Raw genomic sequence first — 25,879 nt, 5'->3', positions numbered from 1 at the left:
AACCTCCGGAAGAGGGTCATGTCACCCGTGGCACCGACGGTACCCCAGATTTCGGCGAGCCCGAGGTCGCGTCACCCGTCCGGACCGGGCAGGATAGGCCCTTGTGACGGATAACGGCGAGCGAGACGTGCCCGGCAAGGGGCTGCTCGACGGGCTGGCGGTCACCTTCAAGACGATGACCCGGCGCTCCACCACCCAGCAGTACCCGGATGTCGAGCCCGACCTGCCCCCACGCTCCCGCGGCGTGATCGCGCTGTCCGAGGAGAACTGCACGGTCTGCATGCTCTGCGCGCGCGAGTGCCCGGACTGGTGCATCTACATCGACTCGCACAAGGAGGAGGTCGTCGTCCCCGGCGCGGCGCGGCCCCGGCAGCGCAACGTGCTCGACAAGTTCGACATCGACTTCGCGCTCTGCATGTACTGCGGCATCTGCATCGAGGTCTGCCCGTTCGACGCGCTGCACTGGACGCCCGAGTTCGAGTACGCCGAGACCGACGTCCTCTCCCTGCTGCACGACAAGGACCGGCTGGGGGAGTGGATGCGCACGGTGCCTCCGCCGCCGGCGCACGACGTGCTCGGCGAGCCGAGCAAGGAGGAGGCCACGGCGGCGCGCAAGGCGGCGGGCCCGGGCGCGGCCACCGCGGCGAAGACGGCAAGACCGGCAGCTGTACGGGCTGCTCCGCCGCCAACCGCAGCGCAGCCCGTCCCGCCCCGGCCATCGCCGCCGGCGGACCCGGAGGACACCGCCGGCTCCAGCCCCGGGGAGCCGGCGCGGTGACCGTCGCGGACGTGCTGCTGCTCGCGCTGGGCGCCCTCGCGGTCGGTTCCGGCGCGCTCGTCGTGACCAGCAGCCACCTGGTGCGCGCCGGCCTCTACCTGGTGGTCAGCCTGGGTGCGATCGCGGGTCTCTACCTGGTCCTCGGCGCCGAACTGGTGGCGTGGGTGCAGATCCTGGTCTATGTCGGTGCCGTGGTGGTGCTGCTGCTTTTCGCGGTGATGCTGACCCGCGCCCCGATCGGCCCGTCCGCCGGCCTGGACCGCCCGGCCTTCCCGGCCGTGCTGATCGGTGGCGGCGCCGGCCTGGGCCTGGCCGTGCTCTTCGCGGACGCGTTCCGCTGGGTGCGTTACCCGGAACCGGAGCCGGGCACCGCCGAGCGGGTCGGTGAGCAGATCTTCGGGGCCTGGGTGCTGCCGTTCGAGGTGCTGTCGATCCTGCTGCTCTCCGCGCTCGTCGGTGCGATCGTCCTGTCCCGCCCGGACATCGGCGCCCGCCGGAGCACACCGGAGCAGCCGGACCCGGACCAGGCGAACCCGGATCCGGCGACCGCCGGCGGCGAGGTGAAGGCCTGATGCACGTGGTCATCCCGTACGTCGTCGGTGCGCTGCTCTTCGGCCTCGGCGTCTACGGCGTGCTGCGCCGCCGCAACGCGATCCTGGTCCTGATGGCCGTCGAGCTGATGCTGAACGCGGTGAACCTGATCCTGGTGACCGCCGACGTGAGCCTGCGGTCGGCGCTGACGGGTGTCGCGATCGAGGCGTGGGCCCGGCCCGGCGCGGCCGCTCCCGGCACCGGCGGCGTCTTCGCGCTCTTCGTGATCGTGCTGGCCGCCGCCGAGGTGGGTGTCGGGCTCGCGATCGTGTTGCAGTACTACCGGATGCGCCGCGCCGTGATCACCGACGAGGTGCGGCTGGACGCCGACGGGGAGGAGCCGGGCATCGGCAGGGAACGGCTGGACGCCGACGGGGAACGGGTGGCCGGGTGAGCGTCGACGTCGCCGGGCCGCTGCTTCCCCTCGTACCGCTGCTTGCCGGTCTGCTCGGTCTCCTGCTCGCGCCGGGCGACGGTGGCCGGGCACGCAGGCGCCTGGCGGCGGGTCTCGGTGTGGCGGGTGCCGCACTGGCCCTGCTCCTGTCACTGCGGCTGCTGTGGGACGGCGCGTCGTTCGAGACCGGGCTGGAGATCGTCAGTTTCGGCGGGCTGCCGGACGAGTCGCTGATCACCGTCGGCTTCGGGGTGGCGATCAACCCGGCAGTGGTCTATGTGGCGCTCGCGGTCAGCCTGGTCGCGCTGCTCGTGCAGATCTACTCGATCACCTACCTGCACGACGATCCGCGGTACGCGCCGTACGCCGCCCAGGTCAGCCTCTTCACCGGCGCGATGCTCCTGGTCGTGACGTCGAACGACCTGATCGTGCTGCTGATCGGCTGGGAGGTGATGGGCGCCTGCTCCTACCTGCTGATCGGTCACGATCGCCGGCTGCCGGAGGCGCCCGCCGCCGCGGTGAAGGCCTTCCTCGTCACCCGGGTCGGTGACGTCGGCTTCCTGCTGGGCATCGCGGTGCTGGTGGTCGAGGCCGGCGACGCACATCTGGACGTCGTGCTGAACAGCCCCTACGACCCGGCCACGCTGACCGCCGCGTTGCTGCTGATCCTGGCCGGTGTGGCCGGCAAGAGCGCCCAGTTCCCGCTGCACACCTGGCTGCCGGACGCGATGGCCGGCCCCACCCCGATCTCCGCGCTGATCCACGCCGCCACCATGGTCGCGGCCGGCGTCTGGGTGGTCTTCCGGCTCTACCCGCTCTTCACGCGGTCGCCGGTGGCCCTGGCCGTGCTCGCGGTGCTGGCCGCGATCACGATCCTGCTGGGTGCGCTGGCCGCGACCGCGCAGGACGACCTGAAGCGGGTGCTGGCCTGGTCGACGGTCTCCCAGATCGGTTACATGACGGCGGCGCTCGCGGTCGGTTCACCCGCCGCCGCGCTGTTCCACCTGCTCACCCACGCCGCGTTCAAGGCGCTGCTGTTCCTCGCGGCGGGTGCGGTGATCCACGCGGTGGGCACCAACCTGCTGTCCCGGATGGGCGGGCTGCGCGCGCACATGCCTGTCACGTTCTGGTCGTTCGTGATCGGCCTGGGCGCGCTGGCCGGCCTGCCGCCGCTGGCGGGTTTCTGGTCCAAGGAGACGGTGCTGACCGCCGCCGCGCACGCCACCGAGGGCGGCGAGCCGGTGCCGGTCTGGGCCGGGTGGGTGGTCTGGCTGGCGGCGCTGTTCGCGGTCGGGATCACCGCCTGGTACGCGACCCGCCTCCTGCTCCGGGCCTTCTTCGGGGCGTACCGGGCGCACGGACCGGCCGGCCCGGACTGGGAGGTCGGTTTCGACGACGGCCGCTACCAGGTGCCGGCCGCGCCGCACGACCCGCCGGCCCCGATGCGCCTGCCACTGATCGTGCTGGCGGTCCCGTCGGCGCTGCTGGGCTTGGCCGCCTACGCGCCCGGGTTCCGCACCTCGCTGGAGCTCGAGGACCCGCACCTGGGTGTGGCCGTGGCGCTGCCGATGCTCCTGCTCGTGGCGGGCGCCGGGTTCGCCTGGTGGATCTGGTGGGCGGTGCCGGGCGTCGACCCGGCGCTCGCGCTGGGCCGGGCGCGCCCGCTGTTCGCCGCCGGGTTCCACCTCGACGCCGTGCAGCACCGCCTCGTGGTGACGCCGGTGCGATCCCTGGCCAGGTGGGTGACGGCCGGCGACGAGCGGGTCGTGGACGCCGCCGTGACCGGCGCGGGAACCGGCACCCGCAGCCTCGGCGGGCACTTCGCCGACGTGCACCGGGTGGCCCTGCCGGGCGCCGTGGTCCTGGTCTGCCTGGGCGCTCTCGTGCTCGGCGTCGTCGCGTGGCTGGGAGTCGCCGCATGACCCTCACCACGACAGCCGATTCCTGGTCGTTCCTGCTGGCCGTGATCCTCGGCGTCCCGGCCCTCGGCGCCGTCGTGGTGGCGCTGCTCCCGGCGTCCCGGGACCGGCAGGCCAGGATCGTCGCGACGGTCTTCGCCGCCGTCACGTTCCTGCTGACGATCGCGCCGGTGTTTTTCCGGGACCGGGCCGGCGGCTGGTCGGCGTTCGGCGACGTGCCGCAACTGATCCCGTGGGTCAACCTGGATCTGCCGTGGGTGCCGGCCCTGGGGCTGGACTTCCACCTAGGCGTGGACGCGGTCTCGTACCCGTTGATCGTGCTGACCGGGCTGCTCACGCTGCTCTGTTGCGCGTACACCGTCAAGAAGGTCCCGGAAGCCGGCGCCGGGCGCACCCTGGCCGCGTTGCTCCTGGTCCTCGAAGTGGGGGTGCTCGGCACCTTCCTGGCGCTCGACCTGATCCTCTTCTTCGTCTTCTTCGAGGTCGTCCTGCTGCCGATGTTCGCGGTGATCGCGGGCTGGGGCGGCCCGGACCGGCGGCGGGCGGCGCGCAAGTTCGTGCTCTACACGCTCGCCGGCTCGGTGCTGCTGCTGCTCGGCGTGATCATCGTGGTGTCCCGGGCGGGCACCGGCGACCTGATCGTGCTCACCGGTTCGCCGCCGCTGAGCCGTGGCACGCAATGCCTGGTGTTCGCGCTGCTCGCGGTCGCGTTCGCGGTGAAGGCGCCGCTCTGGCCGCTGCACACCTGGCTGCCGGACGCGCACACCGAGGCGCCGACGGTGGGCTCGGTGATCCTGGCCGGCGTGCTGCTGAAGATGGGCACGTACGGCCTGATCCGGGTCGGTGTCGGCGTCGCACCGGACGGCGCCGCGTGGGCCGCGCCGGTGCTCGGCGTGCTCGCCGTCGTCGCGATCCTCGCCGGTTCGCTGATCTGTCTGCGGCAGCGCGAGCTGAAGCGGCTGATCGCCTACTCCAGTGTCGGGCACATGGGCTTCGTGCTGCTCGGCATCGCCACCCTCACGGTCACCGGCATCCAGGCGGCCCTGATCGGCAACGTCGCGCACGGTCTCATCACCGGCCTGCTGTTCTTCCTGGTCGGCACGATCAAGGACCGGACCGGTACGGGCTCGATCGACCAGCTCAGCGGCCTGCGCGAGCAGGCGCCGCGGCTGGCCGGCCTGCTCGGGTTCGCCGCCGTCGCGTCGCTCGGCCTGCCCGGGCTGGCCGGGTTCTGGGGTGAGGCGTTCGCCGTGGTGGCCGCGGTCCAGGCCGGCGGGCCGTTCTGGCTCACCTGCGCGGCGCTCGCCGCCGTCGGTGGTGCGCTCACCGCCGCCTACTTCCTGCGCCTGCTGCGCCGGGTCACGCACGGTCCGGCCACCCCGGTGGTCCGCGCGATGCGCCCGTCGATCGCCGCCGCCGAGTGGTTCGCCTGGGCGCCGCTGGTGCTGCTCACCCTGGTCGTCGGCCTGGCGCCGGCGCTGATCCTGTCCGGGACCGCCCTGCCGATCGTCGACCTGCTGGGCGGCTCCCGGTGAACGCCATTCGCGACGGAGGCCGTCCGTGAGCAGTCAGGCCGTCGGGCACCTCGCGCTCCTGCCGCTCTATGCCGCCGCCGGGACCGCCATCCTCGCCCTGCTCGCCGACCTCGTCACCGGCCGGCGCGCGGTGATCGCCGGCGCCACCCTGCTCGGCACGCTCGCCACCGCGGCCGCCGCGCTCGTCGCCGTGTCCGCCGACCCCACGTTCTGCGCGACCGGCGGCTGTTCCTGGATCCCCAGCTGGCCGGCCGCGACGACGGCCGTGCTCTTCGCCGGCCTGACCGCCGGTGTGCTCGCGTTCTCGCTGCCGGCGCTGCGGCTCGGGATCGCACCGGCCGGCGAGTTCTGCTTCCTGCTGGCCTGTTCGATGACAGGCGGCGTGACAGTCGCCTACGCCGGTGACCTGATCACCCTGATCGTCGGCCTGGAGACGCTCACCCTGCCGCTGTACGTGCTGGTCGGCCTGCGCCGCTTCGCGCCGGGCGAACGGGTCACCACCGCCGGTGCGTCCGCCTCGGTCACGTTCTTCCTGGTCAGTGTGGTCTCCACGGCGGTGGCCCTGCTGGGGGTCGCGCTCAACTACGCGGCGACCGGTGCCGTGCACCTGGCGTCGCTCGGGCCGGGGCCGGGACCGTTCGCCCAGCTGGCCGGGGTGGGTGCGGCGCTGCTGGTGATCGGGCTGGCGTTCAAGGTGGCGGCGGTGCCGTTGCACGCGTGGGCGCCGGCCACCTATGACGGTGCTCCGGTGCCGGTGGCCGCGTACCTGTCGACCGCCTCCAAGCTCGGCGGCGTCCTCGCCCTGGCGGCAGTGGTGTCCCGTCTCGACACCCGGGCCGTCGTCGTGGTGCTCGCCGTCCTGACGATGACCATCGGCAACCTGGTGGCGCTCCGGCAGACCCGCATGGTGCGGCTGCTCGCGTGGTCGTCGGTGGCGCAGGCCGGTTACATCCTGGCCGCGCTCGCGCCCGGCGAGCCCGGTGTCGCGGCGGCCCTGGTCTACGCCGCCTTCTTCGTGGTCCTCGAGCTGATCGCGTTCGGTGCGGTGGTGGCGCTGCGGCTGCCGGGTGCGGACGGCGGTGAGATCGCCGACTACCGCGGTGCCGGTCGGCGCAAACCGTGGCTGGGTGCCGCGCTGGTGCTCGCCTTCGCCGGGCTGGCCGGTCTGCCGCCGGGTCTGGCCGGCCTGTTCGCGAAGGTGTCGGTGGTCGACGCCCTGGTGGACGCCGGCTGGATCTGGCTGGCCGGCGTCGTGGTGCTGAACGCAGTGATCGCCCTGGCGTACTACGTGCGCGTGTCGGCGACCCTCTACACCCTGCCGGCCCGGATCGGCATCTCGGTGACGGACCCGGTGCTGCTGGACGAGGCCGTGCACCCGAGCCTGCCGGTGCCGCGGGCGGTGGCGGTGGCTCTGGCGGGTGCCGTGGCGGTGGCCGTGGTGCTGGGCTTCGCCCCTCAGGTGCTGTTCGACGCATTCTCCTGACGCCCAGCTCGCGCCCAGCTGGCGCACAGCGAACTCACCGGTGTGAGTGGATGAAAGCGCAGGCCGGCGGCGTTCCTCCAGGTGCGGATCACGAGTCCGCGACGTGAGGAGTGAACGTTGTCCAGCCATCACAACGGCCTGAAGACGGCGGCTCTGCTGGGACTGCTCACCGGCCTCATCCTGGCCGTGGGCTACTGGCTGGGTGGAAGCGGCGGCCTGGTGCTCGCCGTGTTCGTCTCGCTGGCCACCAACGCTTTCAGTTACTTCTGGTCCGACAAGATCGCCCTGCGGTCGATGGGTGCCCGGCCGGTGAGCGAGGCCGAGTTCCCTGAGCTCCACCGGATGGTCCGGGAGCTGGCCGCGGAGGCGGGACAGCCGATGCCACGCCTGTACGTCTCGCCGTCGATGCAGCCGAACGCGTTCGCGACCGGGCGCAACCCGGAGCACGCGGCGGTCGCGGTGACCGTGGGCATCACCCGCCTGCTGACCCTGCGTGAGCTGCGCGGCGTGATCGGGCACGAGTTGTCGCACGTCTACAACCGCGACATCCTGATCTCCAGTGTGGCGGCCGGTCTGGCCGGCATCGTGACGATGCTCGCCCAGCTGTCGTTCTTCCTGCCCTTCCTGGGGTCCGACGACGAGGACAGCCCGAACCCGGCCGGCACCCTGCTGATGCTGATCCTGGGTCCGCTCGCCGCGTCGATCATCCAGCTGGCGATCAGCCGCAACCGTGAGTTCCAGGCGGACGCCTCCGGCGCCACGCTGACCCGCGACCCGCTGGCGCTGGCCAGTGCCCTGGAGAAGATTCACTACGGTACGCAGCGGCTGCCCCTGCCGGCCGACGGGCAACTGACGAGCAGCGCCCACCTGATGATCGCCAACCCGTTCGCGGGCGGCGGCCTGTCGGCGCTGTTCAGCACGCACCCGCCGATGGCCGAGCGGATCCGCCGGCTGCACGAGCAGGCGTCCCTGACCAGGCGGTGAGCCGTGCCACCACGGCCCTGATCCGGTTCTGCTGACGAACCTCCGGCGTTAGCCTCGAAACGCGTTCCGTCTGTCACCAGCGGAACGCGTTCCGCTCATTACCCGAGCCAGGGTGGAGCCCGTTCTCGAAGCTGCCGGAGGTTCCGCCTGTGACCGCGTTGCGTCAGTACCTTGGCGTGTTGCACCTGCCGGGCGGCCGCACCCTGCTGGTGGTCGGCATCCTGGCCCGGCTCGGCATCGGCATGACCCCGCTCGCCCTGCTGCTCCTGGTCGAGCAGGCCACCGGGCGGTACGCGGCAGCCGGTCTCGCCGGCGGCGTCTACGCGCTGGCCGGCGCGGCGGTGAGCCCGATCGCCGGCCGCCTGGCCGACCGGATCGGGGCCGCACCCATCCTGCTCGCCACGGCCGTCCTGCACCCGCTCGCACTCGGTGCCCTGATCCTGTCCAGCCGGGGCGGCGCGGGCGCCCTGGGGTGGATCTTCGCGGCATCGGCGGCGGCCGGTGCCACGTACCCTCCGCTGACCGCGGCGATCCGCCGGGCCTGGACCGACATGACCGCCGTCGGCACCGGGAGGCACCTGTTGCGCGGCGCCGCGATGGCCGCCGAGACGTCGCTGTTCGAACTGGTCTTCGTGCTCGGCCCGATGCTTGTCTCGGCGTTCATGGTGGTCACCGGTGAGCCGGCCGCCGCGCTGGCCAGTGCCGGGGTGGCGACGCTGGTGGGCACCGGGTGGATCGCCCGGCTGCCGGTGATGCGGCACCGCGCCGGCGCCGGTGCCGGGCACGTCACCAAGGGACTCGGCCCGCTGCGGGCCGGTGGCTTCCCGACGCTGCTGGTCTGCGTGACCGCGCTCGGCGTCGCGTTCGGCGCGGCCGGCGTGATCGTCCCGGCGTACGCGTCCGAGCACGGCGGCGGCGACGCCCTGGGCGGCGTGCTCCTCGGCGTCTGGGGTGTGGGCAGCGCGATCGGCGGGATCTGGTTCGGCACGCGACGTCCGGCGATGCCGCTGACCCGGCAGTTCGCCTGGCTGCTGGGCGGGGTGGCGGCGAGTTTCGGCGTGCTGGCGTTCATGCCGGGCCCGGTGTCGCTGGGTGCCGCCCTGGTGATCGGCGGCGCCGCGATCGCCCCCGCGCTCACCGTGGAGAACAACCTGGTGGGACGGCTCGCGCCGGCCGCGATGATGAACGAGGCGTACACCTGGATGGTCACCGTCTCGGTGAGCGGCAGCGCCGCCGGTGGCGCGCTCGCCGGGGTGATCGTCGACCAGCCGGGTGGCCTGCCGTGGGCGTTCGCCTTCGCGGGTGCCGTGGTGGCGGTCGCGGCCCTGGTGGCGGCGGTTCCGGAGGGTGCGATGGCGCGTGCCGACCGGGCCGCGGCGGAGTTGGTGGCGTCACATGCGCACTGAACGGCCGTCGCGCTAGGTTCGAGACGTGAGCGCTCCGAACCGCGTACCCCTCTCCGTCCTCGATCTCGCCACGGTCCGGGAGGGGCACGGCAGCGCCGACGCCCTGCGCGGCACCATCGAGATCGCCAAGACCGCGGACGAGCTGGGGTACGCCCGGTTCTGGGTCGCCGAGCACCACAACATGCCGGCCGTCGCCTCCACCAGCCCGCCCGTGCTGATCGGCGCCGTCGCCGCGAACACCCGCACCATCCGGGTCGGTTCCGGCGGTGTGATGCTGCCCAACCACATGCCGTTCGTGGTCGCCGAGCAGTTCGCCCTGCTGGAGGCGCTCTACCCGAACCGCATCGACCTCGGCATCGGCCGGGCGCCGGGCACCGACCAGGCCACCGCGGCCGCGCTCCGGGGCGTCTCGCCGTACCTCACCGTCGAGCAGTTCCCCGACCACCTCCAGACCGTGATGGGCCTGCTCGGCGACTCCCGGGTGCCCGACTCGTCGCGGCTGCGGGCCACCCCGGCGCCGGAGACGCACCCGGAGATCTGGGTGCTGGGCTCGTCGACCTACGGCGCGCAGCTCGCGGGCGCGCTGGGCCTGCCGTTCTGCTACGCCTACCACTTCGCGACGAGCTCGGACGTGGACACCGCGGTCCGGCTCTACCGGGACGGGTTCAAGCCGTCGCCGCGCTTCCCCGAGCCGCACCTGATGGTGAGCGCCTCGGTGCTGGCCGCGGAGACGACCGAGGAGGCCGATCACCTGGCCGGCCCGAGCCGGGTGATGGCGCTCAGCCTGCGCACCGGCCGGCTCGGCCCGATGGTCTCCCCGGAGACCGCCGCCGCCCGCGAGCTCACCGACCTGGATCGCGCCGTGCTCGAGTCGCTGCCCGGCACCCAGTTCGCCGGCACCGCCGAGGAGGTCGTCGCCGGCCTGGACGCCCTTGTCGAGCGGACCGGGGCGGACGAGCTGATCCTGGCGGGCTCGGCCTACGACCCGGCGACCCGGCAGGACAGCCTGGCGCGAATTGCGAAGGCGTGGGGGCGGTAAGGCTCTCTAGGATGGCCGGATGCGCTGGCACCTGACCACGGACATCGAGCGATTCGCGGAGATCTCCGCGACTTTCCTGCTCTCCGACCCGGTCCGGCACACCGTCTTCCTCACCCTGATCGACACCCTGCGCCTGCAGGGCCCCCAGGTGTACGGGCGGAGCGAACCGTTCTTCGGCTGGTGGGGCCCGGACGCCGGCGAGGTCTCCGGCGTGCTGATGCGGACACCGCCGCACCCGCTGATACTCAGCGAGGTCCCCGCCGAGGCGATCCCGGCCCTGACCGAAGCCCTCGCCGATCGCCGGCCGGCCGCGGTGAACCTGCTGGAGCGTGACGTGCCGGCGCTCACCGCGGGCCGTCCGTTCACCGTCGGCATGCGGACCCGGCTCCACCGCCTCGCCGCGCTGACCCCGCTCCCGGCGGCCGGCGCGGCCCGCACCGCGACCGACGCCGACCGTTCCCTGCTCGCCGGCTGGGTCGAGGCGTTCCACGAGTCGATCGGGGAACGACCGGCCGGTGACTTCGTGGGTGCCCGTCTCGCCTACGGCGGCATCACGCTCTGGGAGGCCGGGGGAGTGCCCGTCGCGATGGCCGCCCGCACCCGGGTCCGGGCCGGCATGGCCCGCATCCAGCATGTCTGGACCCCGCCCGAGCACCGCCGGCAGGGTTACGGCGGCGCGGTGACGGCCGCGGCGACCCGGGCCGCCCTGGCCGACGGCGCCGCCGACGTGGCCCTCTTCACCGACGTGGCCAACCCGACGAGCAATGCCCTTTACCAGCGGCTGGGCTACCGGCCGATCGAAGACCGAGCGGTGGTGGAGTTCTCCTCATGAGCAGTGGCATCGTCCTGACCGTCAACGTCGGCGCGTCCGAACCCAACCCGGCCAAGGGTGCCCCGTCGACGGGCATCGGCAAGCGGCCCGTCGACGGCCCGATCACGGTCCGGCCGCCCGGCCCGAAAACGACCGGCCTGCACAGCGGCGTCGTCGGCGACCACATCGGCGACACCAAGAACCACGGTGGCGACGATCAGGCCGTCTACGCGTACTCCCGTGAGGACTACACCTGGTGGGAGGCCGAGCTGGGCCGGGAGCTGCCGAACGGCACCTACGGCGAGAACCTGACCACCGAAGGGCTGGACCTGCTCGGCGCGGTGATCGGCGAACGGTGGCGTTTCCCGTCCGGCGTGGTCCTGGAGTGCACGTTCGGCCGGATCCCGTGCGCCACGTTCCAGCATCGGATGGGCGAGCCGCGCTGGGTCCGCCGGTTCGCCGAGGCCAACCGCACCGGCGCCTACCTGCGGATCCTCGAACCTGGCGAGATCCGCGCCGGTGACCGGGTGGACGTGACCGACCGCCCCGGCCACGGACTCACCGTGGCCGAGGCGTTCGACATCTACATGCACGACCAGGACCGGCTGCCCCGGCTGCTGGTCGCCGACTCCCTGCCCCCGTCGACGCGCAGGGAGATCGAGAAGCGCCTGGCCCGGGCTACCGGCAGCGCCAGATGACCGGGTGCACCGGCCGTTCGGCGGCGATGCCGCTCAGGTTCGCCCCGGCCACCACACGGGCGTTGTCGCTGACCACGGTGACGCTGAACGAGTCGTCGTCGTGCAACTTCAGCGGCGGCAGGCGAAGCACCTCCTTGCCGACGTAGACGGCCGGCTCGTCCTGCATGAACATGTTCGCCATCCGGTGCGGGCCGGACACCTGCACGGCGTACGACTCGGTGGTGAGCTGCTGCCAGGTCCGGCTGCCCGGCTCGTATCGGTAGATCGACTGACCGAGGCCGCCCGGCCCGGTGCGGCTCACCGCCGGCGTGTTGACCTGGGCGTAGACCCAGCCGAAACGGAACGCGAGTGGCTGGACGAACTCCTGGTCCGGCCCCAGGTCTGGCGGGTCGATCGGTTCCACCGAACCGTCGGCGTGCCACAGGTATGCCCGGTTGCGGGTCCCGTCGCCGACCGAGGTCAGCACGGTGCCGTCCTCGGTGATGTCGTACGCCTGCCCCCCGGTCATCCCGTCCGGCATCGGCATCATCTGCGGTTCGGCGTCCCACGACGCCCAGCGCTGCGGAAGCCTTCCCGAGCGTGACTCCGTCTCGCCGGCGATCGTGCCGGCCTCGTTGATCGCGACCGCGCTGCCCGTACCCTTCATCCGTTTCACCGCCCCGTCGTGCAGCGCGAACGGCGTCGTGGTGCCCTCGACGGTGGCACCGACCGCTGTCCCCGACGTGTTGATGTCCGTCATCGACACCTTCGGACTCGTCGACGCGATCTCCTCGACCAGCTTCCCGTCCCGCCACACCAGCACACCGTGCGCGCCGCCGGCGACCGGCTCGGTGGTCCCGACCAGGTAAACCCCGGTCGGGTCGCCGCCGGTGACACCCGCCGAACCCGCCGCACCGGTGGGCAGCGCCGCGGGCGTGCAGGCCGCCGGAACCCCCGGGTCCGCCGGCAGCACCGGCGGCAGCCGGTCCGGCGTCCGGGGCGGCGCCAGCGCCAGCACCCCGCCGGTGACGACCGCGGCCACCCCGGCGGTGACGGTCGCCGCCGCCGACCACGTCCGCACCCGGCGAACCCGCAGCCCGTCCCGCATCGCCTTCCGCACGTCGACCGCGCTGGGCCCGTCCGGGGTGCCGCTGTCCAGTGGACGCAGCAGCAGGGCCCCGTACTCCTCGTCGTTCATCGAGCTCCCCCTCCGCCGGGTCCTTCGCTTCGTTGGTTGAGTGCCACCGGTTCGCCGAGGATGCGGCGCAGTGCGGTGAGGCCGTGCGACGTCTGGCTCTTCACCGTGCCCTCGGAACACCCCAGGATCTGGGCCACTTCCGCCACCGGCCGATCACAGAGGAACCGCAGCACCAGCACCGCCTGCTGCCGGGGCGGCACCCGCGACAGCGCGGCCCGCACCATGGTCCGGTCCTCCACCGCCGGCCCCGCCGCGGCCGCCCGTTCCGGCGCCGACCCGAACAACCCGACCCGCCACCACCCGCGCCGCTTCTCGTCCAGGAACGCCCGCACGATCATCGTGTGCACGTAGGCGTCCACGTTCTCCGCCCGCGAGATCCGGGGCCAGCGCGCATACAACTTCGTGATCGTCTCCTGCACCAGGTCGTCCGCCTGGTCCCGGTCCCCACTGAGCAGAAACGCCAACCTGCGCAGCGCCGGCAGCCGCCCGTTCACATAAGCCAGATAGTCGTCATCCATCCCGTTCCCCGTCCGCAGTCACCAGATAGACGCGAACCGAGGAGAACAGGTTGTATCGATTTCTCACCCACCGGCCCGTGAACCCCCGGTCCGGGCCTGTCGCTCCCGCTCGTACAGCTCCCGGGGCGACCCCTCAGCCTCGCGGGGTGAAAAGCTCCCGGTCACCCCGAGTTCCTCGCGGGCCAGTTCGTGAAAGCGGTTGATCGCCTCGAAGTAGTCCCGAACCCCGACGTGCCAGCCTTCGACGTCGCTGTCATCCAGCAACCCCCGGGCGAACCACTCCAGCCGCCAGACCGCCCGATTCAGCGCCCGCGCCGCCTCGACCAGATCACGGTCCGCCATCAGCGCCAGTGCCTCGAACGATCCGCCACGCGCCATGTTGGCCTCCGCCAGCAGGCCCAACCCCTCGTCCCGAGCCAGCGGAGGCGCATGCTCGTCGAGGCCGACCCCCGCAGCGATACGTGCGGCAACGCTCCGCATCCGCTTCACGTCAGCAAGGAAATCCCCGTAGGCCCGGAGACGGCGTTCCCGCCACTCACGGCCGAGCGCCCACCGCTCCCGCCGGCTTTCCCCCAGCAGCGCGAACGCATACGACAGCACGGCGCCGACAACAACCCCGGCAAGAGCGATCAACGGCCCGGCGACGCTCAAGGACACCTCCAGACGCAACGGCTGACCCTTCCCGCCAACCCTCCGCCACCGCGCCCGCCCGAACCAGGCGGTTGTCTCCCATCCGGCACAGCAGAGCCATCCACGAGTCATGTGTGGAGTTTGGAGGACGCTTGGACGGCCAATCCTGCTGTGCTCAGCGGATCACAACGAGAACGGCCCCGGAGCGCGTTTCCGCAGCTCTCGGGGCCGTCTATTTCCCTGTGGCGGGTAGAGGATTCGAACCTCTGTAGCTTTCGCGACGGATTTACAGTCCGCTCCCATTGGCCGCTCGGGCAACCCGCCTGGGAACCACCGCGGTCTCCCGCAGCAGCGGACATAAGGATAGCGGTCCCGCAGGCGGCCCCCGCAACCGGGTACGGTCGGCATGTCGCGGGGGACGTTGAGCCCCCGGATCAAGAGGACACGAGCCCAGCCGCAGGAGTTTGATCATGGCAGCCAACCCGTCGTTCGACATCGTCAGCAAGGTCGACCGGCAGGAGGTCGACAACGCTTTCAACCAGGCGGAGAAGGAGCTCAGCACCCGGTTCGACTTCCGGGGCACCGGCACCGTCGTCGCCAAGTCGGGGGAGGCGTTCACCATCACCTCGGAGACCGAGGAGCGGGCCACGGCCGCGCTCGACGTCTTCAAGGAGAAGCTGGTGAAGCGGAACATCTCCCTGAAGTCGCTGGATGCCGGTGAGCCGCGGCAGTCCGGCAAGACGTACAAGATTGATCTCAAGGTTGTCGAGGGCATCGACTCGGACAAGGCCAAGGCGATCAGCAAGAAGATCCGGGATGAGGGCCCGAAGGGTGTGCAGCCGCAGATCCAGGGTGACCAGCTGCGGGTGACCGCTAAGAAGCGGGATGACCTGCAGGCAGTGATCGCACTGCTCAAGCAGGAGGATTTCGGCGTCGCCCTGCAGTTCACGAACTACCGCTGAGCCGGCGGCCGGGGGCAGGGGCGGAAGGCGCCGAGGAGACCCGCGGGAGAATGAGCTGTGACGCTCCTGGACGCTGTTCTCTCCTTCGCTCTCCTCGGGGCGCTGCTGACCATCACTCCCGGCCTCGACACCGCCTTGGTGTTGCGGGCCGCCGTCACGATGGGCCGCGGTCCCGCTTTCGCCACGGCGCTGGGCATCAACGTGGGCGCTCTTGTCTGGGGTGCCGCGGCCGCCGTCGGCGCCGCGGCCCTTCTGGCCGCGTCTTCGACGGCGTACACGGTGCTGCGCATTCTGGGTGCGGCCTACATGGCCTATCTGGGCGTACGGATGATTCGCGGCGTTTTCCGGCGGGACGACCCGTCGGCCGGACCGGAGGCGCCGGAGTCCGCGCCGTCGTTGTGGAACACGTTCGGCCGGGGCCTGCTGACGAACCTGCTGAACCCGAAGGTGGGCGCCTTCTATCTGGCGGTGATTCCGCAGTTCCTGCCGGCGGGTGTGTCGCCGCTCGGGATGGGGCTGCTCCTGGCTCTGGTGCACGATCTTGAAGGCCTGCTCTGGTTCACCATGATCATCATGGCGGCGCAGGCGGCGCGGGGTTTCCTGTCCAGGCGCGCGGTGCGGCGTACCGTCGATGCCGGCACCGGTGCGGCGCTGATCGGTTTCGGCCTCAAGCTGGGCCTGTCCAGCAGGTAAAGGGTCGCCGGCGGCACAGGCCGGTGGCGGTCACTGTTCTTCCCGGGCGTCGAGCCACCGCTGATGCGCCTCCCAGGCGGCCTGCTTGCTGCTCCCGACGGCGGCCCCGATCTGAGCCCAGGACGCTCCGGCGGCACGGGCCGAGCGGATGGTGGTCTGCCGCCCGTACCCGGCCTTGCGGATCACCACTTCGCTGAGCGCGAGCATCTCCAGCATCTCGGTGGCGGTGAGGGCGGCGGCGCCCGTGTCCGGGTTCAGGACGGCAAGCGCGTCGCGCATCCGCAACTCGTCGTACCGGCTGGTGGCGGTGAGCAGGGTGTGCCGTCGCTCCAGTTCGTCGGGTGTCATGCCGACCAGCGTTTCGTCAGGTCAGCTTGACGTCAAGGCACCCTGACGGAGACGCGAGGAATTGCCCTTACTTCTTCGCTTAAATCGCCCACAAAGCCGCTAAGTGTCTACCTAAGAAAGCCGGTGCCAACTCAGCCGTTCGGCCAGGATTTGGTCGCTGGGCGCGGCGACCCGCCGGTGAACACTCCCCGTCGCACATGCGGTGTGGCACCATCATGGAACCTCCATCCGACACCACCTCCACCACAGGAGCCATACATGTCTGCAAGGAAGCTCGGCCGTCTTGCCGGCTTGGTTCTGGTGCTCGCTGCCGTCTTCGGTGGCGTGGCCACGGGGGCCGGCCAGGCGTCCGCCGACGAGGTCGCGTCCGTTCGGATGAGCACGCTCGATTTCAGCTGGAGCTGAGCGCCACCGGGGACGATCGGCCTAGCTGCCGGATCGCGTCAGCTGACGAAGGAGCGCGATGGGCGGGCGTCCGCGAGTACGGCAGCGTTCCGCGCAATACGCGTGGCTGATCACCGGTCCCTTATTTCTCTTTGCCCTCGCCAGCATCATCGGTTTCTGGATCGCTGATCCGTACTGGTACCGCGACTGGCTCGGCGGTCTCCTGATCCTGGTCCTCTTCGTCGTCGCCTCGCTCGCCGTATTCAACGTCGTGATCGGGCGCAGTTCGTTCGACATGGCGGTGACCGAGGTCCCGCTCATTCTGGGGCTTTATTACCTGTCGCCGGTGATGATGATCGTTGTCATCACCGTAGGGCAGCTTGTCGGCCAGGTGTGGACCAAGGTCACGCCGGTCAAGATGTGGTTCAACGTCTCCAAGGCCGCGGCCAGCATCTCGGCCGCGATGCTGGTGATAGAGGCGTTCCCCAAGATCCGCGGGGTCGGACCGGGCACCTGGGGCATCCTCCTCGCCGCGACGGCGGTCATCCTGGTCGTGCAGCTGGGCGGCCTGGTCGGCGTGATGAGTGTGGTGCAGAGCCCGCGAGCCGGCCAGAACGTGCTCCGGGCCAGCACGCCGGGCTTCGTCATCTCGGGCATCAACGTCGCCGTCGGCTTGCTCTTCCTCATCGCGCTCGACGCCACCGAGTGGTCGGCGCTGCTGCTGGCTGTGCTGGTGGTCGCGCTGATCCTGGTGCTGCGTTCGTTCGCCGGTTTCTTCCGGCAGCACCGCACGCTCGCCGACGTCTACGAGCTGACCCAGGCGATCCGCAAGGAGAGCTCGGACAACAGCCTGCCGGACGCCCTGCTCAGCCGGATGCGCGCGCTGATGCGCTCGGAGTACGCGACCATCTGGCTGGCTCCGCAGGAGCGCTACCCGGAGGTGCTGCTCACCGCGCAGGTCGACAACAAGGGCCTGCTCGACCTGTCGCCCACACCGGCCGCCGTCCGTGACCTCGCGATCAAACAGCAGCGGGCGATCGCGGTGGGCCCCTCGTTCCCGGAGACCGAACACCTGCGGGAGCACCTGCGGGCCGCCCGGGTCAAGGACATCGTGGTGATCCCGCTGCGGTCCGGGCAGGCCACCATCGGCACCCTCGAGGTCGTGAACCGGGTCGGCGAGACGCGCACCTTCCGGGACAGCGACATCCAGGTGCTGGAGACCATCGGCGCGCACGCCGCGGTCGCCGTGGAGAACTCGCGCCTGGTCGACCGGCTCCGCTACGACGCCTACCACGACCGCCTCACCGGCATGCCCAACCGCCGCCGCGTCGTCGACGCGCTGGCCGAGTCGGTGAAGGTGCACGCCGAGCGCGAAGTCGTCGCGGTGGTCCTCTTCGACGTGGACGGCCAGCGCAACGTCAACGAGTCGATGGGCCACGCGGCCGGCGACAAGCTGCTCTCCGAGGTCGCGGCCCGGCTGCGCGGCATCGCCGACTCGGGTGCCCTGGTCGGCCGGATCGGCGGCGACGAGTTCGTCGTCACGCTGCGGACGGAGAGCCTGGAAGCGACGATCACCCTGGCCACCCAGATGCGCGAGCGACTGCGTGGCCCGCTCGCCGTCGGCTCGCTCACTCTCGACGTGGACACCGCCGTCGGGGTGGCGGTCTACCCTGACCACGGCAGTGATCCGGAGACCTTGCTTCAGCGTGCGGAGCTGGCGGCGAACGCGGCGAAGGCGCTCCCGTACGGGGTGCAGCCCTTCCACCCGGCCCTGGAGTCGCGTGCGGTCCGTCGCCTGGGCATCGCGGCCGACCTGCGCCGGGCCCTGGACAACGGCCAGCTGGAGGTCTATTTCCAGCCCATGGTGACGCTCGCCGACCGGCACGTGGTCGGCGTGGAGTGCCTGGCCCGCTGGGTGCACCCGGCGCACGGCGAGGTGGCGCCGGAGGACTTCGTGGCGGTCGCCGAGCACACCGGCCAGCTGGCCCGGCTCACCGAGGTGGTGCTCGGCGCCGGCCTGCGGCACTGCCGGGACTGGGCCGACGCGGACCGGCCGCTGTCGGTGGCGGTCAACCTCTCCGCGCGTACGCTGCTCGACTCCCGTTTCCCGGAGCTGGTCGCCGAGATGCTCGCGGAGTACGGGGTCGACCCCGGCCAGCTCACCTTCGAGATCTCCGAGCCCGGCATGCTCAGTGACATTGAGCGGGTGCTGCCCACCCTTTACCGCCTGCGCGATCTGGGCGTCCGGCTGAGCGTGGACGATTTCGGTACGGGTGCCTCCTCCCTCGCCTACCTGCGCCAGTGGCCGGTGCACGAGGTGAAGATCGACGACACGTTCGTGCAGGGCATGGCGACCGACTCCGGTGACCTCGCGATCGTCCGTGCGGTGATCGGCCTGTCCCGGGAGTTCGGGTTGACCGTGGTGGCCGAGGGCGTGGAGAGCGAACTCACCCTCGAACTGCTCGAGGAGATGGGCTGCGAGCTGGGTCAGGGATACCTGTTCAGCCGGCCGTTGCCGTACGAGCGTCTGGAGGCCTGGCTGAGCGCCCAGACCGAGCCGGAAACGACGCCGACAGGTGAGGTCCGCAGGCTTCGAGCGGTGATCTGACCAGCGCTTTCACGGGCAGGGGGGTACCGATTTCACCCCTGGCAGGCGGCCGTGTAGTCTTACTTCTGCAGCGAGCGAGAGATCGCGAAGCGGCAAGCCCCCTTAGCTCAGTCGGCAGAGCGTCTCCATGGTAAGGAGAAGGTCTACGGTTCGATTCCGTAAGGGGGCTCAACCGGGTTCGTTCCCCGCCCCGCCGGCGATGAACTGGAGCCTGGCTCGGCGGTGTAGCTCAGATGGCAGAGCAAGCGGCTCATAATCGCTGTGTCGCCGGTTCAAGTCCGGCCACCGCTACTGTGATATCCCAAGTGACCTCGATCCCGGGGTTCACTTTGCAGAGCGACCGCCTCAGCGTCTACGCTGGTACGTCGTCAGTTAGAACCCGTTAGCAGGAAGGCACCCCGCCGTGGCCAAGGCGACCGACGTCCGTCCGAAGATCACCCTGGCGTGTACGGAGTGCAAGGACCGGAACTACATCACCAAGAAGAACCGGCGTAACGACCCGGACCGGGTTGAGCTGAAGAAGTTCTGCCCGCGCGACGGGAAGCACACCCTGCACCGCGAGACGCGCTGAGCTTCCGCACCAAGAGTTTCACCCTGCGCCGTCCGGAGTCTTCCGGGCGGCGCAGAGTAGTTTGTGGGGCATGTCCCTGGACCAGTCCTTCGTCGGCCGCAGCTGGCCCGCCACCGAGCCCTATCTCGTGGGCCGGGAGAAGATCCGTGAGTTCGCCCGGGCGATCGGTGCCACCGACGCGGAATACCTCGACCCCGAAGCTGCCCGTGCCGCCGGCTACGCCGACGTGGTGGCTCCTCCCACCTTCCCGATCGTGTTCACGATGGCTGCCAGCCGGCAGATCATCTCGGACCCGGAGCTCGGCCTCGACTACACCCGCGTGGTCCACGGCGACCAGCGTTTCGCCTACACCCGCCCGGTTGTCGCCGGCGACGCCCTGGTCTGTGTGAACTCGGTCGAGGAGATCACCAGCCGCGGCGGGCACGAGTTCATCACCACCCGGACCGAGGTCAGCACCGAGGGCGGCGACCCGGTCGTCACGGTCTGGTCGAAACTGGTGCAGCGCGGCGTCGAGGGGGCGGCATGAGCGAGCTTGCGAGCGAATCAGTCAGCACTGTCGAGGTTCTTCAGCCTCATACCTTCCGGGTCACCCGGGCGGATCTGGTGCGTTACGCGGGCGCCTCGGGTGACTTCAACCCGATCCACTGGAGTGAGCGGACGGCGACGGCGGTCGGCCTGCCCGGCGTCATCGCGCACGGCATGTTCACCATGGCCCTGGTCGGTCGCGCGGTCACGGCGTGGGCCGGTGCCCCGGACGCCGTCGTCGAGTTCGGCGTGCGCTTCGCACGGCCGGTTCCGGTGCCCGACACGGACGAGGGCACCGAGGTCGTCGTGACCGGCACGGTGAAGGAGATCACCGCCGAGGGACACACCCGGCTGAGCCTGACCGCCACGTGCAACGGCGACAAGGTACTGTCCTTGGCACAGGCGCTCATCAGGAAGCGGTAGCCCGGGTTGGGATAACGCCGGGCGTACCCGTACACTGGTGCGCCGTGGGGTTCTGAGCCGTTAATGGCCCAGGTCCCGCGAAGGGGTGTAGCTCAATTGGCAGAGCAGCGGTCTCCAAAACCGCAGGCTGCAGGTTCAAGTCCTGTCACCCCTGCGCATTCCTCCTCGACGTGCCCGCCCGGTGCGCGGTCCGCACAAATTCCGCGTCCGGTCGAGCGCTGACGGGAACATCACGACCCACCGACGACGGGAGTAGGGCGAAGTGGCCGACAAGGACCGGCCCGGTGACGACGTCCCGGGTGACGACGAGCTGCTCGACGACTCCACCGGCGGTGACGTGGCGGACGACGCCGACGACGCGGCGACCCGTGGCGGTGGCACCGCGGTGGCCGAGCGTTCGGCCGACTCGGACAGCCCCAAGGCCAAGAAGCGTCGCGGTGGCCCGCTCGGCCGCGTGGGTGGCTTCTTCCGCGAGGTCGTCAGCGAGCTCCGCAAGGTCATCTGGCCGACCCGCCGCGAGCTGCTGACCTACACGAGCGTCGTGATCGTCTTCGTGACGGTCGTGACGGCCATCGTGGCCGGCCTGGACTACGCCTTCGGCAAGGGCATCCTCTGGGCGCTCGGCTAGCCCGTCGATCCCTGACCTGAAGACTTGATCTGGAGAAGTGAGCGAGCGTGCCTGAGTACGACGACGAGACCGCGCAGTCTACTGACGAGCAGTCGTCGCTGGACACCGACGAGTCGGTAGAGGACGAGTCGGCAGAGGCGGCGGCTGAGCCGGTCGCCACCCAGGCGCCCGAGCCCGAGGCCGACGAGGACTACGACCCCGTCAAGGAGCTGCGGCAGAAGCTGCGTTACGCGCCCGGCGACTGGTACGTGGTGCACTCCTACGCCGGTTACGAGAACAAGGTCAAGACGAACCTCGAGACCCGCATCACGAGCCTCGACATGGAGGATTTCATCTTCCAGGTCGAGGTTCCGACCCGCGAAGAGGTCGAGGTCAAGAACGGCAAGCGCAACCAGGTGCAGGCCAAGGTTTTCCCCGGCTACATCCTGGTCCGGATGGACCTGACCCCCGAGTCGTACTCGTGTGTGCGCAACACGCCGGGCGTGACCGGGTTCGTCGGCGCCACCGACCGGGTCGACCGGCCCGCGCCGCTCTCGCTCGACGAGGTGCTGAAGTGGCTGGCCCCGGCCGTGCAGGCCGAGGAGAAGAAGGCGAAGCCCGAGATCAAGGTCCTCGACTTCGAGGTCGGCGACTCGGTCACGGTCACCGACGGCGCGTTCGCCTCGCTGCCGGCCTCGATCAGCGAGATCAACGCCGACCAGCAGAAGCTCAAGGTCCTGGTGTCGATCTTCGGCCGGGAGACCCCGGTCGAGCTGAACTTCAACCAGGTCACCAAGATCTGATCGCGGGCGCTCCGCCACCGTGCGGGGGCTCGGCGATGTCAGTGGGAGGGGCCGCATCCAGGCGGCCCCGCCAACAACCACAGGAGTAAAAGAAATGGCACAGCGCAGCAAGGCTTACCGCGCCGCCGCGGCGAAGATCGACGCCGACAAGCTCTACGAGCCCAAGGACGCGGTCGCTCTCGCCAAGGAGACGAACCCGGTCAAGTTCGACGCCACCGTCGAGGTCGCGATGCGCCTCGGTGTGGACCCGCGTAAGGCGGACCAGATGGTCCGCGGCACGGTCAACCTGCCGCACGGCACCGGTAAGACCGCCCGCGTGATCGTCTTCGCCCAGGGCGCGAAGGCCGAGGAGGCCGTCGCGGCCGGCGCCGACGAGGTCGGCACCGACGAGCTCGTTGCCCGGATCCAGGGTGGCTGGCTGGACTTCGACGCCGCGATCGCGACGCCGGACCAGATGGCCAAGATCGGTCGCATCGCCCGGATCCTCGGCCCGCGTGGCCTCATGCCGAACCCGAAGACCGGCACCGTCACCATGGACGTGACCAAGGCCGTCAACGAGATCAAGGGCGGCAAGATCACCTTCCGGGTGGACAAGCACTCGAACCTGCACATGATCATCGGCAAGGCGTCCTTCTCGCCGGAGCAGCTGGTCGACAACTACGCCGCGGTGCTCGACGAGGTCCTCCGGGCCAAGCCGTCCGCCGCCAAGGGCAAGTACCTGAAGAAGGTCACCGTCGCCACCACGATGGGCCCGGGCGTGCAGATCGACCCGAACGCGGTGAAGAACCTGCGCGGCGACTCGTCCGAGGGCTGACAGCCGGCGATTCCAGCAACGAACGAAGCCCCCGGGGACATCCCCGGGGGCTTTTTCGTGGGAGGCTTCCGGCCATGCGTTTCGAGGGCGTCTGGTTCCGGTACGCCCGGCGCGCGCCCTGGGCCCTGCGCGGCGCCGAGGCCACCGTGGAGGCCGGCCGGACCGTGGTGGTGCTGGGCCCGAACGGCGCCGGCAAGTCCACCCTGCTCCAGCTGGCCGCCGGCGTCCTGCGCCCGGTGCGTGGCGCGGTCCGGGACCGTCCGGCCGTGGTCGGCTGGGTTCCGGAGCGTTTTCCGGCCGCGCAGCCGTTCACCGCGATCGGCTACCTGCGCGCGATGGCCCAGGTGCGCGGTCTGCCCCCGGCGGCCGCCGATCCGTGGGTGGAGCGCCTCGGCCTCGCACCGCACGCCGGCACCGCGCTCACCGATCTCTCCAAGGGCACTGCGCAGAAGGTGGGGCTTGCCCAGGCCCTGCTCGCCCCGCCCGGCCTGCTGGTGCTCGACGAGCCCTGGGAGGGTCTGGACGCCGCCTCCCGCACCCTGGTCCCGGAGATCGTCGCCGAGGTCACCGGCGGCGGGGGAGCGGTCCTGGTGAGCGATCACCGCGGCGAGATCGCCGGCCTCCCCGACGCGGAGCACTGGCTGCTCACCGACGGCGAGCTGCGCCAGGCACCCGAGCCGTGCCCGTCGGCGACGGCCGGGCGAGCCGCGGGCGAGCCGCCCAGGGCGGGCGAGCGGACCGCGGGCGAGGTCGCTGCGGACGACGTGGTCGTGGAGGTGGTGGTGCGCCGGCACGAGGCCGACGCGGCTGTGGTCCGGCTGCGGGCTTCCGGTCACCGTGTGCTGGGCGTACGGGAGAGGTCCGCGACCGCCGAGGAGCCCCGATGATCGCGCTCGCCCGGATGCGGACGGCCGGCTTCCTGCGCAGCGGCCGCGCGCTGGCCCCCCTCGTCGCGGTGCTCGTGGTGCTCTCCGTCCTGCACGGTGGCGCCGCCTCGCCGCCGGCCTCGGCATACGGATACTCGGCCGCGGCGCTCTTCGCGGTGCTGGCCTGGATCACCAAGCTGGTGCTGGACACCGAGCCGGACGTGCAGCGCCGGCTGGCCCGCGTCGCCGTCGGAGGGCTCCGGGAGGCCGCCGCCGGCCTGCTCGCTGCCGCCGTGCTCGGGCTGGGCGTGTGCCTGCTGGCAATGCTGGCTCCGATCCCGTTCGGCGGTATCCGCAGCCCGCTGCCGGGTTCCGGCGAACCGTCCACGGCGGTCGGTGTGCTGCTGGGGGTGCTGGCCCACCTGCTCGCGCTGCTCGGTGCGCTGGCGCTGGGCGCGCTGTCCGGCCGGGCGGTGACCCGGCGGGTGCTGCCCGGTGTCGCGGTGCTGGTCACCGGTTCGGTGCTGACGGTGGTGCTGGGTCTGCGTGGTTCGATCGCACCGTGGCTGGCGCCTCCGGTGATGGCGACCGCACGGGCGCTGAGCGAGGGGACCGCCCCGGCCGCCGGTGTCCTGCTCGGACTCGCCGGGTGGGCGCTGCTGTGGTGTGCGGCGGCCCTGGCGCTCTACGCCCGCCTGCGTCGCGGCCGGTCCTGAGAGTCCTCGCGTTGCCCAGGTGGCGGGCCGGGCGGAATCCCTGGGTGTGACGTGACGGGCCCGATTTGGTTTCGGCGGCCGGTCCGCGTACTGTTGCTTTTCGAAGTTCCACCCATAGACCGCTGGTCGCCGCAGTGGCCGTCACCAAGACGGACGCCGCGGCCGAAGGTTCCGCACGAGCGGGCGACCTGCGCAGGGAGAACGGCTGTGATCCAGCATGCGAAAGCTGCGTGCCTGATGTCGCCCCGTGCCCCTGCGCCGGGGCGTTTTGCTTGTCCGGGCCCTCTCGACCAGTGGCTGAGCACTGAGAGAGGAGGGACATGGCGGACAAGCCGGTCCGGGCCGACAAGGCTTCGGCTGTTGACGAGCTCACGGATCACTTCCGTGCCTCTTCGGCCACCGTGTTGACCGAATACCGCGGCCTCACCGTGAAGGAGCTCACTGAGCTCCGTCGCTCGCTGGGCAGCGAGGCGAAGTACGCGGTCGCGAAGAACACCCTCGCGAAGCGTGCGGCAAACGACGCGGGCATCGAGGGTCTCGACGCGCTGTTCACCGGTCCTACCGCGCTCGCCTTCGTGAAGGGTGATGTGGTCGAGGCGGCCAAGGGCCTTCGTGCCTTCGCCAAGGCCCACCCCGTTCTCGTCATCAAGGGCGGTGTCTTCGAGGGCAAGGCTCTCACGGCGGACGAGGTCAACAAGCTTGCTGACCTCGAGTCCCGTGAGGTGCTGCTGGCCAAGCTGGCCGGCGCCATGAAGGGCAACCTGACCAAGGCGGCAGGCCTTTTCCAGGCCCCGCTGTCGCAGGTGGCTCGCCTCGGGGCGGCCCTGCAGGAGAAGCGCGAGAAGGAAGAAGGTTCCGCCGAGGCCTGATCGGCCTTGCGGTTCCGAACAAACTTTTTAGTTCAAAGCTAGGAAAGGTTGCCAGATATGGCGAAGCTCAGCACCGACGAGCTGCTTGACGCGTTCAAGGAGATGACGCTGATCGAGCTCTCCGAGTTCGTGAAGCAGTTCGAGGAGACCTTCGAGGTCACCGCCGCCGCTCCGGTCGCGATCGCGGCCGGCCCGGCTGCCGGTGGCGGCGCCCCCGAGGCCGCGGCGGAGCAGGACTCCTTCGACGTCGTCCTCGAGAGCGACGGCGGCAAGAAGATCCAGGTCATCAAGGTCGTGCGTGAGCTGACCGGCCTGGGCCTCAAGGAGGCCAAGGACACCGTTGAGGGCGCGCCGAAGGCGATCCTCGAGGGCGTCAACAAGGAGAAGGCCGAGGCCGCCAAGGCCAAGCTCGAGGGCGAAGGCGCCAAGGTCACCCTCAAGTGATCTAACGCTCTCCAGCGTTTTCCGTCGATGGCGGGGGTCCTCCGGGATCCCCGCCATCGGTGTTTCCGGTGGATGTCGCGGCTGGTCACCGGGGTCGGTCCGGACGGTGGCCGAGCCGGGTGTCAAAGCCTGTCAAAGCTCATCTTTCATGCGTTATGGTCCCTTTGGTGCGTCGGGTGGATGACCGTGCCGGTCCGACCCGCGGCACAGCCCTTGACTGTGTGTCCCCTGACAGGCACGCTGACATCAGCAAGTTTCCGCGCTTGCGACAGCCGCGCTGTGG

Annotated in this window: 29 protein-coding genes and 4 tRNA genes; 28 read left to right on the top strand and 5 right to left on the bottom strand. The window is 70.8% G+C overall.

The features are described from left to right. The first annotated feature begins 103 nt into the window (after positions 1 to 103). The 11 genes from LPA41_RS28625 to LPA41_RS28575 all read left to right on the top strand — a co-directional run bounded on the left by LPA41_RS28625 (position 104) and on the right by LPA41_RS28575 (position 11,638). Positions 104 to 778, top strand: a complete 675-nt coding sequence (locus LPA41_RS28625; RefSeq protein ID WP_229073999.1) for an NADH-quinone oxidoreductase subunit I — start codon at positions 104 to 106, stop codon at positions 776 to 778. Continuing rightward, entirely contained in the window at positions 775 to 1,350 is a 576-nt protein-coding gene (locus LPA41_RS28620) for an NADH-quinone oxidoreductase subunit J (RefSeq protein ID WP_229073998.1), read from the top strand. Before LPA41_RS28625 ends, LPA41_RS28620 begins: the two co-directional genes overlap by 4 nt. Continuing rightward, complete coding sequence (gene nuoK, locus LPA41_RS28615) at positions 1,350 to 1,763, top strand: NADH-quinone oxidoreductase subunit NuoK (protein WP_229073997.1); 414 nt, start codon at positions 1,350 to 1,352, stop codon at positions 1,761 to 1,763. Before LPA41_RS28620 ends, nuoK begins: the two co-directional genes overlap by 1 nt. Further along, positions 1,760 to 3,685: an NADH-quinone oxidoreductase subunit L gene (locus LPA41_RS28610; protein WP_229073996.1), complete on the top strand. Its 1,926-nt coding sequence runs from the start codon at positions 1,760 to 1,762 to the stop codon at positions 3,683 to 3,685. The genes nuoK and LPA41_RS28610 overlap by 4 nt, the downstream gene beginning before the upstream one ends. Further along, a complete protein-coding gene (locus LPA41_RS28605) occupies positions 3,682 to 5,217 on the top strand; it encodes a NuoM family protein (RefSeq protein ID WP_229073995.1) in 1,536 nt (511 codons plus the stop codon). The genes LPA41_RS28610 and LPA41_RS28605 overlap by 4 nt, the downstream gene beginning before the upstream one ends. A 25-nt stretch (positions 5,218 to 5,242) precedes the next feature. Beyond that, positions 5,243 to 6,700 carry a proton-conducting transporter membrane subunit gene (locus tag LPA41_RS28600; RefSeq protein WP_229073994.1) on the top strand — a complete coding sequence of 486 codons (1,458 nt, stop codon included), beginning with the start codon at positions 5,243 to 5,245 and terminating at the stop codon, positions 6,698 to 6,700. 117 nt (positions 6,701 to 6,817) lie between these two features. Then, entirely contained in the window at positions 6,818 to 7,684 is an 867-nt protein-coding gene (gene htpX / locus LPA41_RS28595) for a zinc metalloprotease HtpX (protein WP_229073993.1), read from the top strand. Between the two features lie 149 nt (positions 7,685 to 7,833). Beyond that, positions 7,834 to 9,090 carry an MFS transporter gene (locus tag LPA41_RS28590; protein ID WP_229073992.1) on the top strand — a complete coding sequence of 419 codons (1,257 nt, stop codon included), beginning with the start codon at positions 7,834 to 7,836 and terminating at the stop codon, positions 9,088 to 9,090. Between the two features lie 25 nt (positions 9,091 to 9,115). After that, entirely contained in the window at positions 9,116 to 10,129 is a 1,014-nt protein-coding gene (locus LPA41_RS28585) for an LLM class flavin-dependent oxidoreductase (RefSeq protein ID WP_229073991.1), read from the top strand. A 19-nt stretch (positions 10,130 to 10,148) separates the two neighbouring features. After that, positions 10,149 to 10,961, top strand: a complete 813-nt coding sequence (locus LPA41_RS28580; protein WP_229073990.1) for a GNAT family N-acetyltransferase — start codon at positions 10,149 to 10,151, stop codon at positions 10,959 to 10,961. After that, positions 10,958 to 11,638: an MOSC domain-containing protein gene (locus tag LPA41_RS28575; RefSeq protein ID WP_229073989.1), complete on the top strand. Its 681-nt coding sequence runs from the start codon at positions 10,958 to 10,960 to the stop codon at positions 11,636 to 11,638. Before LPA41_RS28580 ends, LPA41_RS28575 begins: the two co-directional genes overlap by 4 nt. Here LPA41_RS28575 and LPA41_RS28570 read toward each other — a convergent pair. From LPA41_RS28570 to LPA41_RS28555, 4 genes are all read right to left on the bottom strand, one after another. Next, complete coding sequence (locus LPA41_RS28570; protein WP_229073988.1) at positions 11,619 to 12,815, bottom strand: hypothetical protein; 1,197 nt, start codon at positions 12,813 to 12,815, stop codon at positions 11,619 to 11,621. The two genes, LPA41_RS28575 and LPA41_RS28570, sit on opposite strands and share 20 nt — an antisense overlap. After that, positions 12,812 to 13,333 (bottom strand): SigE family RNA polymerase sigma factor, encoded by a 522-nt coding sequence (locus LPA41_RS28565; protein WP_229073987.1) that lies wholly within the window; start codon positions 13,331 to 13,333, stop codon positions 12,812 to 12,814. Before LPA41_RS28565 ends, LPA41_RS28570 begins: the two co-directional genes overlap by 4 nt. Before the next feature lie 63 nt (positions 13,334 to 13,396). Continuing rightward, entirely contained in the window at positions 13,397 to 14,002 is a 606-nt protein-coding gene (locus tag LPA41_RS28560) for a hypothetical protein (protein WP_229073986.1), read from the bottom strand. A 204-nt stretch (positions 14,003 to 14,206) separates the two neighbouring features. Beyond that, a tRNA-Tyr gene (locus LPA41_RS28555) sits at positions 14,207 to 14,287 on the bottom strand. A 146-nt stretch (positions 14,288 to 14,433) separates the two neighbouring features. Between LPA41_RS28555 and LPA41_RS28550 the strand changes: the two genes are divergently transcribed. Continuing rightward, positions 14,434 to 14,925, top strand: coding sequence for a YajQ family cyclic di-GMP-binding protein (locus tag LPA41_RS28550; RefSeq protein WP_229073985.1), 492 nt, complete (start codon positions 14,434 to 14,436; stop codon positions 14,923 to 14,925). 57 nt (positions 14,926 to 14,982) lie between these two features. Beyond that, positions 14,983 to 15,618 carry a LysE family translocator gene (locus LPA41_RS28545; protein ID WP_229073984.1) on the top strand — a complete coding sequence of 212 codons (636 nt, stop codon included), beginning with the start codon at positions 14,983 to 14,985 and terminating at the stop codon, positions 15,616 to 15,618. A gap of 30 nt (positions 15,619 to 15,648) precedes the next feature. On the opposite strand, the gene LPA41_RS28540 is transcribed toward LPA41_RS28545, so the two are convergent. After that, complete coding sequence (locus tag LPA41_RS28540) at positions 15,649 to 15,966, bottom strand: hypothetical protein (protein WP_229073983.1); 318 nt, start codon at positions 15,964 to 15,966, stop codon at positions 15,649 to 15,651. 258 nt (positions 15,967 to 16,224) lie between these two features. Between LPA41_RS28540 and LPA41_RS28535 the strand changes: the two genes are divergently transcribed. The 15 genes from LPA41_RS28535 to rplL all read left to right on the top strand — a co-directional run bounded on the left by LPA41_RS28535 (position 16,225) and on the right by rplL (position 25,596). Further along, positions 16,225 to 16,371 carry a hypothetical protein gene (locus LPA41_RS28535; RefSeq protein WP_229073982.1) on the top strand — a complete coding sequence of 49 codons (147 nt, stop codon included), beginning with the start codon at positions 16,225 to 16,227 and terminating at the stop codon, positions 16,369 to 16,371. Between the two features lie 58 nt (positions 16,372 to 16,429). Then, the gene (locus LPA41_RS28530; protein ID WP_229073981.1) at positions 16,430 to 18,958 is read left to right on the top strand and encodes a bifunctional diguanylate cyclase/phosphodiesterase; all 2,529 of its coding nucleotides are present in this window, start codon (positions 16,430 to 16,432) and stop codon (positions 18,956 to 18,958) included. Between the two features lie 96 nt (positions 18,959 to 19,054). Beyond that, positions 19,055 to 19,127 (top strand) — tRNA-Thr (locus LPA41_RS28525). A gap of 49 nt (positions 19,128 to 19,176) precedes the next feature. Then, positions 19,177 to 19,249, top strand: a tRNA-Met gene (locus tag LPA41_RS28520). Positions 19,250 to 19,361: 112 nt separating this feature from the next. Further along, positions 19,362 to 19,529 carry a 50S ribosomal protein L33 gene (gene rpmG / locus LPA41_RS28515; RefSeq protein ID WP_014687739.1) on the top strand — a complete coding sequence of 56 codons (168 nt, stop codon included), beginning with the start codon at positions 19,362 to 19,364 and terminating at the stop codon, positions 19,527 to 19,529. Positions 19,530 to 19,599: 70 nt separating this feature from the next. Beyond that, a complete protein-coding gene (locus LPA41_RS28510) occupies positions 19,600 to 20,055 on the top strand; it encodes a MaoC family dehydratase N-terminal domain-containing protein (protein WP_229073980.1) in 456 nt (151 codons plus the stop codon). Continuing rightward, a complete protein-coding gene (locus tag LPA41_RS28505; protein ID WP_229073979.1) occupies positions 20,052 to 20,477 on the top strand; it encodes a MaoC/PaaZ C-terminal domain-containing protein in 426 nt (141 codons plus the stop codon). Before LPA41_RS28510 ends, LPA41_RS28505 begins: the two co-directional genes overlap by 4 nt. 81 nt (positions 20,478 to 20,558) lie before the next feature. Next, positions 20,559 to 20,631, top strand: a tRNA-Trp gene (locus tag LPA41_RS28500). A 108-nt stretch (positions 20,632 to 20,739) separates the two neighbouring features. Next, a complete protein-coding gene (gene secE, locus LPA41_RS28495) occupies positions 20,740 to 21,105 on the top strand; it encodes a preprotein translocase subunit SecE (protein ID WP_229073978.1) in 366 nt (121 codons plus the stop codon). 47 nt (positions 21,106 to 21,152) lie between these two features. Continuing rightward, on the top strand, positions 21,153 to 21,887 hold the full coding sequence (nusG, locus tag LPA41_RS28490; RefSeq protein ID WP_229073977.1) for a transcription termination/antitermination protein NusG: 735 nt from the start codon (positions 21,153 to 21,155) through the stop codon (positions 21,885 to 21,887). A gap of 94 nt (positions 21,888 to 21,981) precedes the next feature. Next, positions 21,982 to 22,701: a 50S ribosomal protein L1 gene (gene rplA, locus LPA41_RS28485; RefSeq protein WP_229073976.1), complete on the top strand. Its 720-nt coding sequence runs from the start codon at positions 21,982 to 21,984 to the stop codon at positions 22,699 to 22,701. Between the two features lie 74 nt (positions 22,702 to 22,775). Beyond that, entirely contained in the window at positions 22,776 to 23,588 is an 813-nt protein-coding gene (locus LPA41_RS28480; protein WP_229073975.1) for an ATP-binding cassette domain-containing protein, read from the top strand. Then, a complete protein-coding gene (locus tag LPA41_RS28475) occupies positions 23,585 to 24,283 on the top strand; it encodes a hypothetical protein (RefSeq protein ID WP_229073974.1) in 699 nt (232 codons plus the stop codon). Before LPA41_RS28480 ends, LPA41_RS28475 begins: the two co-directional genes overlap by 4 nt. A 320-nt stretch (positions 24,284 to 24,603) precedes the next feature. Beyond that, positions 24,604 to 25,152 carry a 50S ribosomal protein L10 gene (gene rplJ, locus LPA41_RS28470; RefSeq protein ID WP_229073973.1) on the top strand — a complete coding sequence of 183 codons (549 nt, stop codon included), beginning with the start codon at positions 24,604 to 24,606 and terminating at the stop codon, positions 25,150 to 25,152. A 57-nt stretch (positions 25,153 to 25,209) separates the two neighbouring features. Further along, complete coding sequence (gene rplL, locus LPA41_RS28465; RefSeq protein WP_229073972.1) at positions 25,210 to 25,596, top strand: 50S ribosomal protein L7/L12; 387 nt, start codon at positions 25,210 to 25,212, stop codon at positions 25,594 to 25,596. Positions 25,597 to 25,879 lie beyond the last annotated feature (283 nt).

It is taken from the genome of Actinoplanes sp. DH11 (assembly GCF_020873875.1).
Classification (GTDB): Bacteria; Actinomycetota; Actinomycetes; order Mycobacteriales; family Micromonosporaceae; genus Actinoplanes.
Note: the sequence above shows the minus strand (reverse complement) of the source record. Positions and strands in the feature narration are given on the sequence as shown.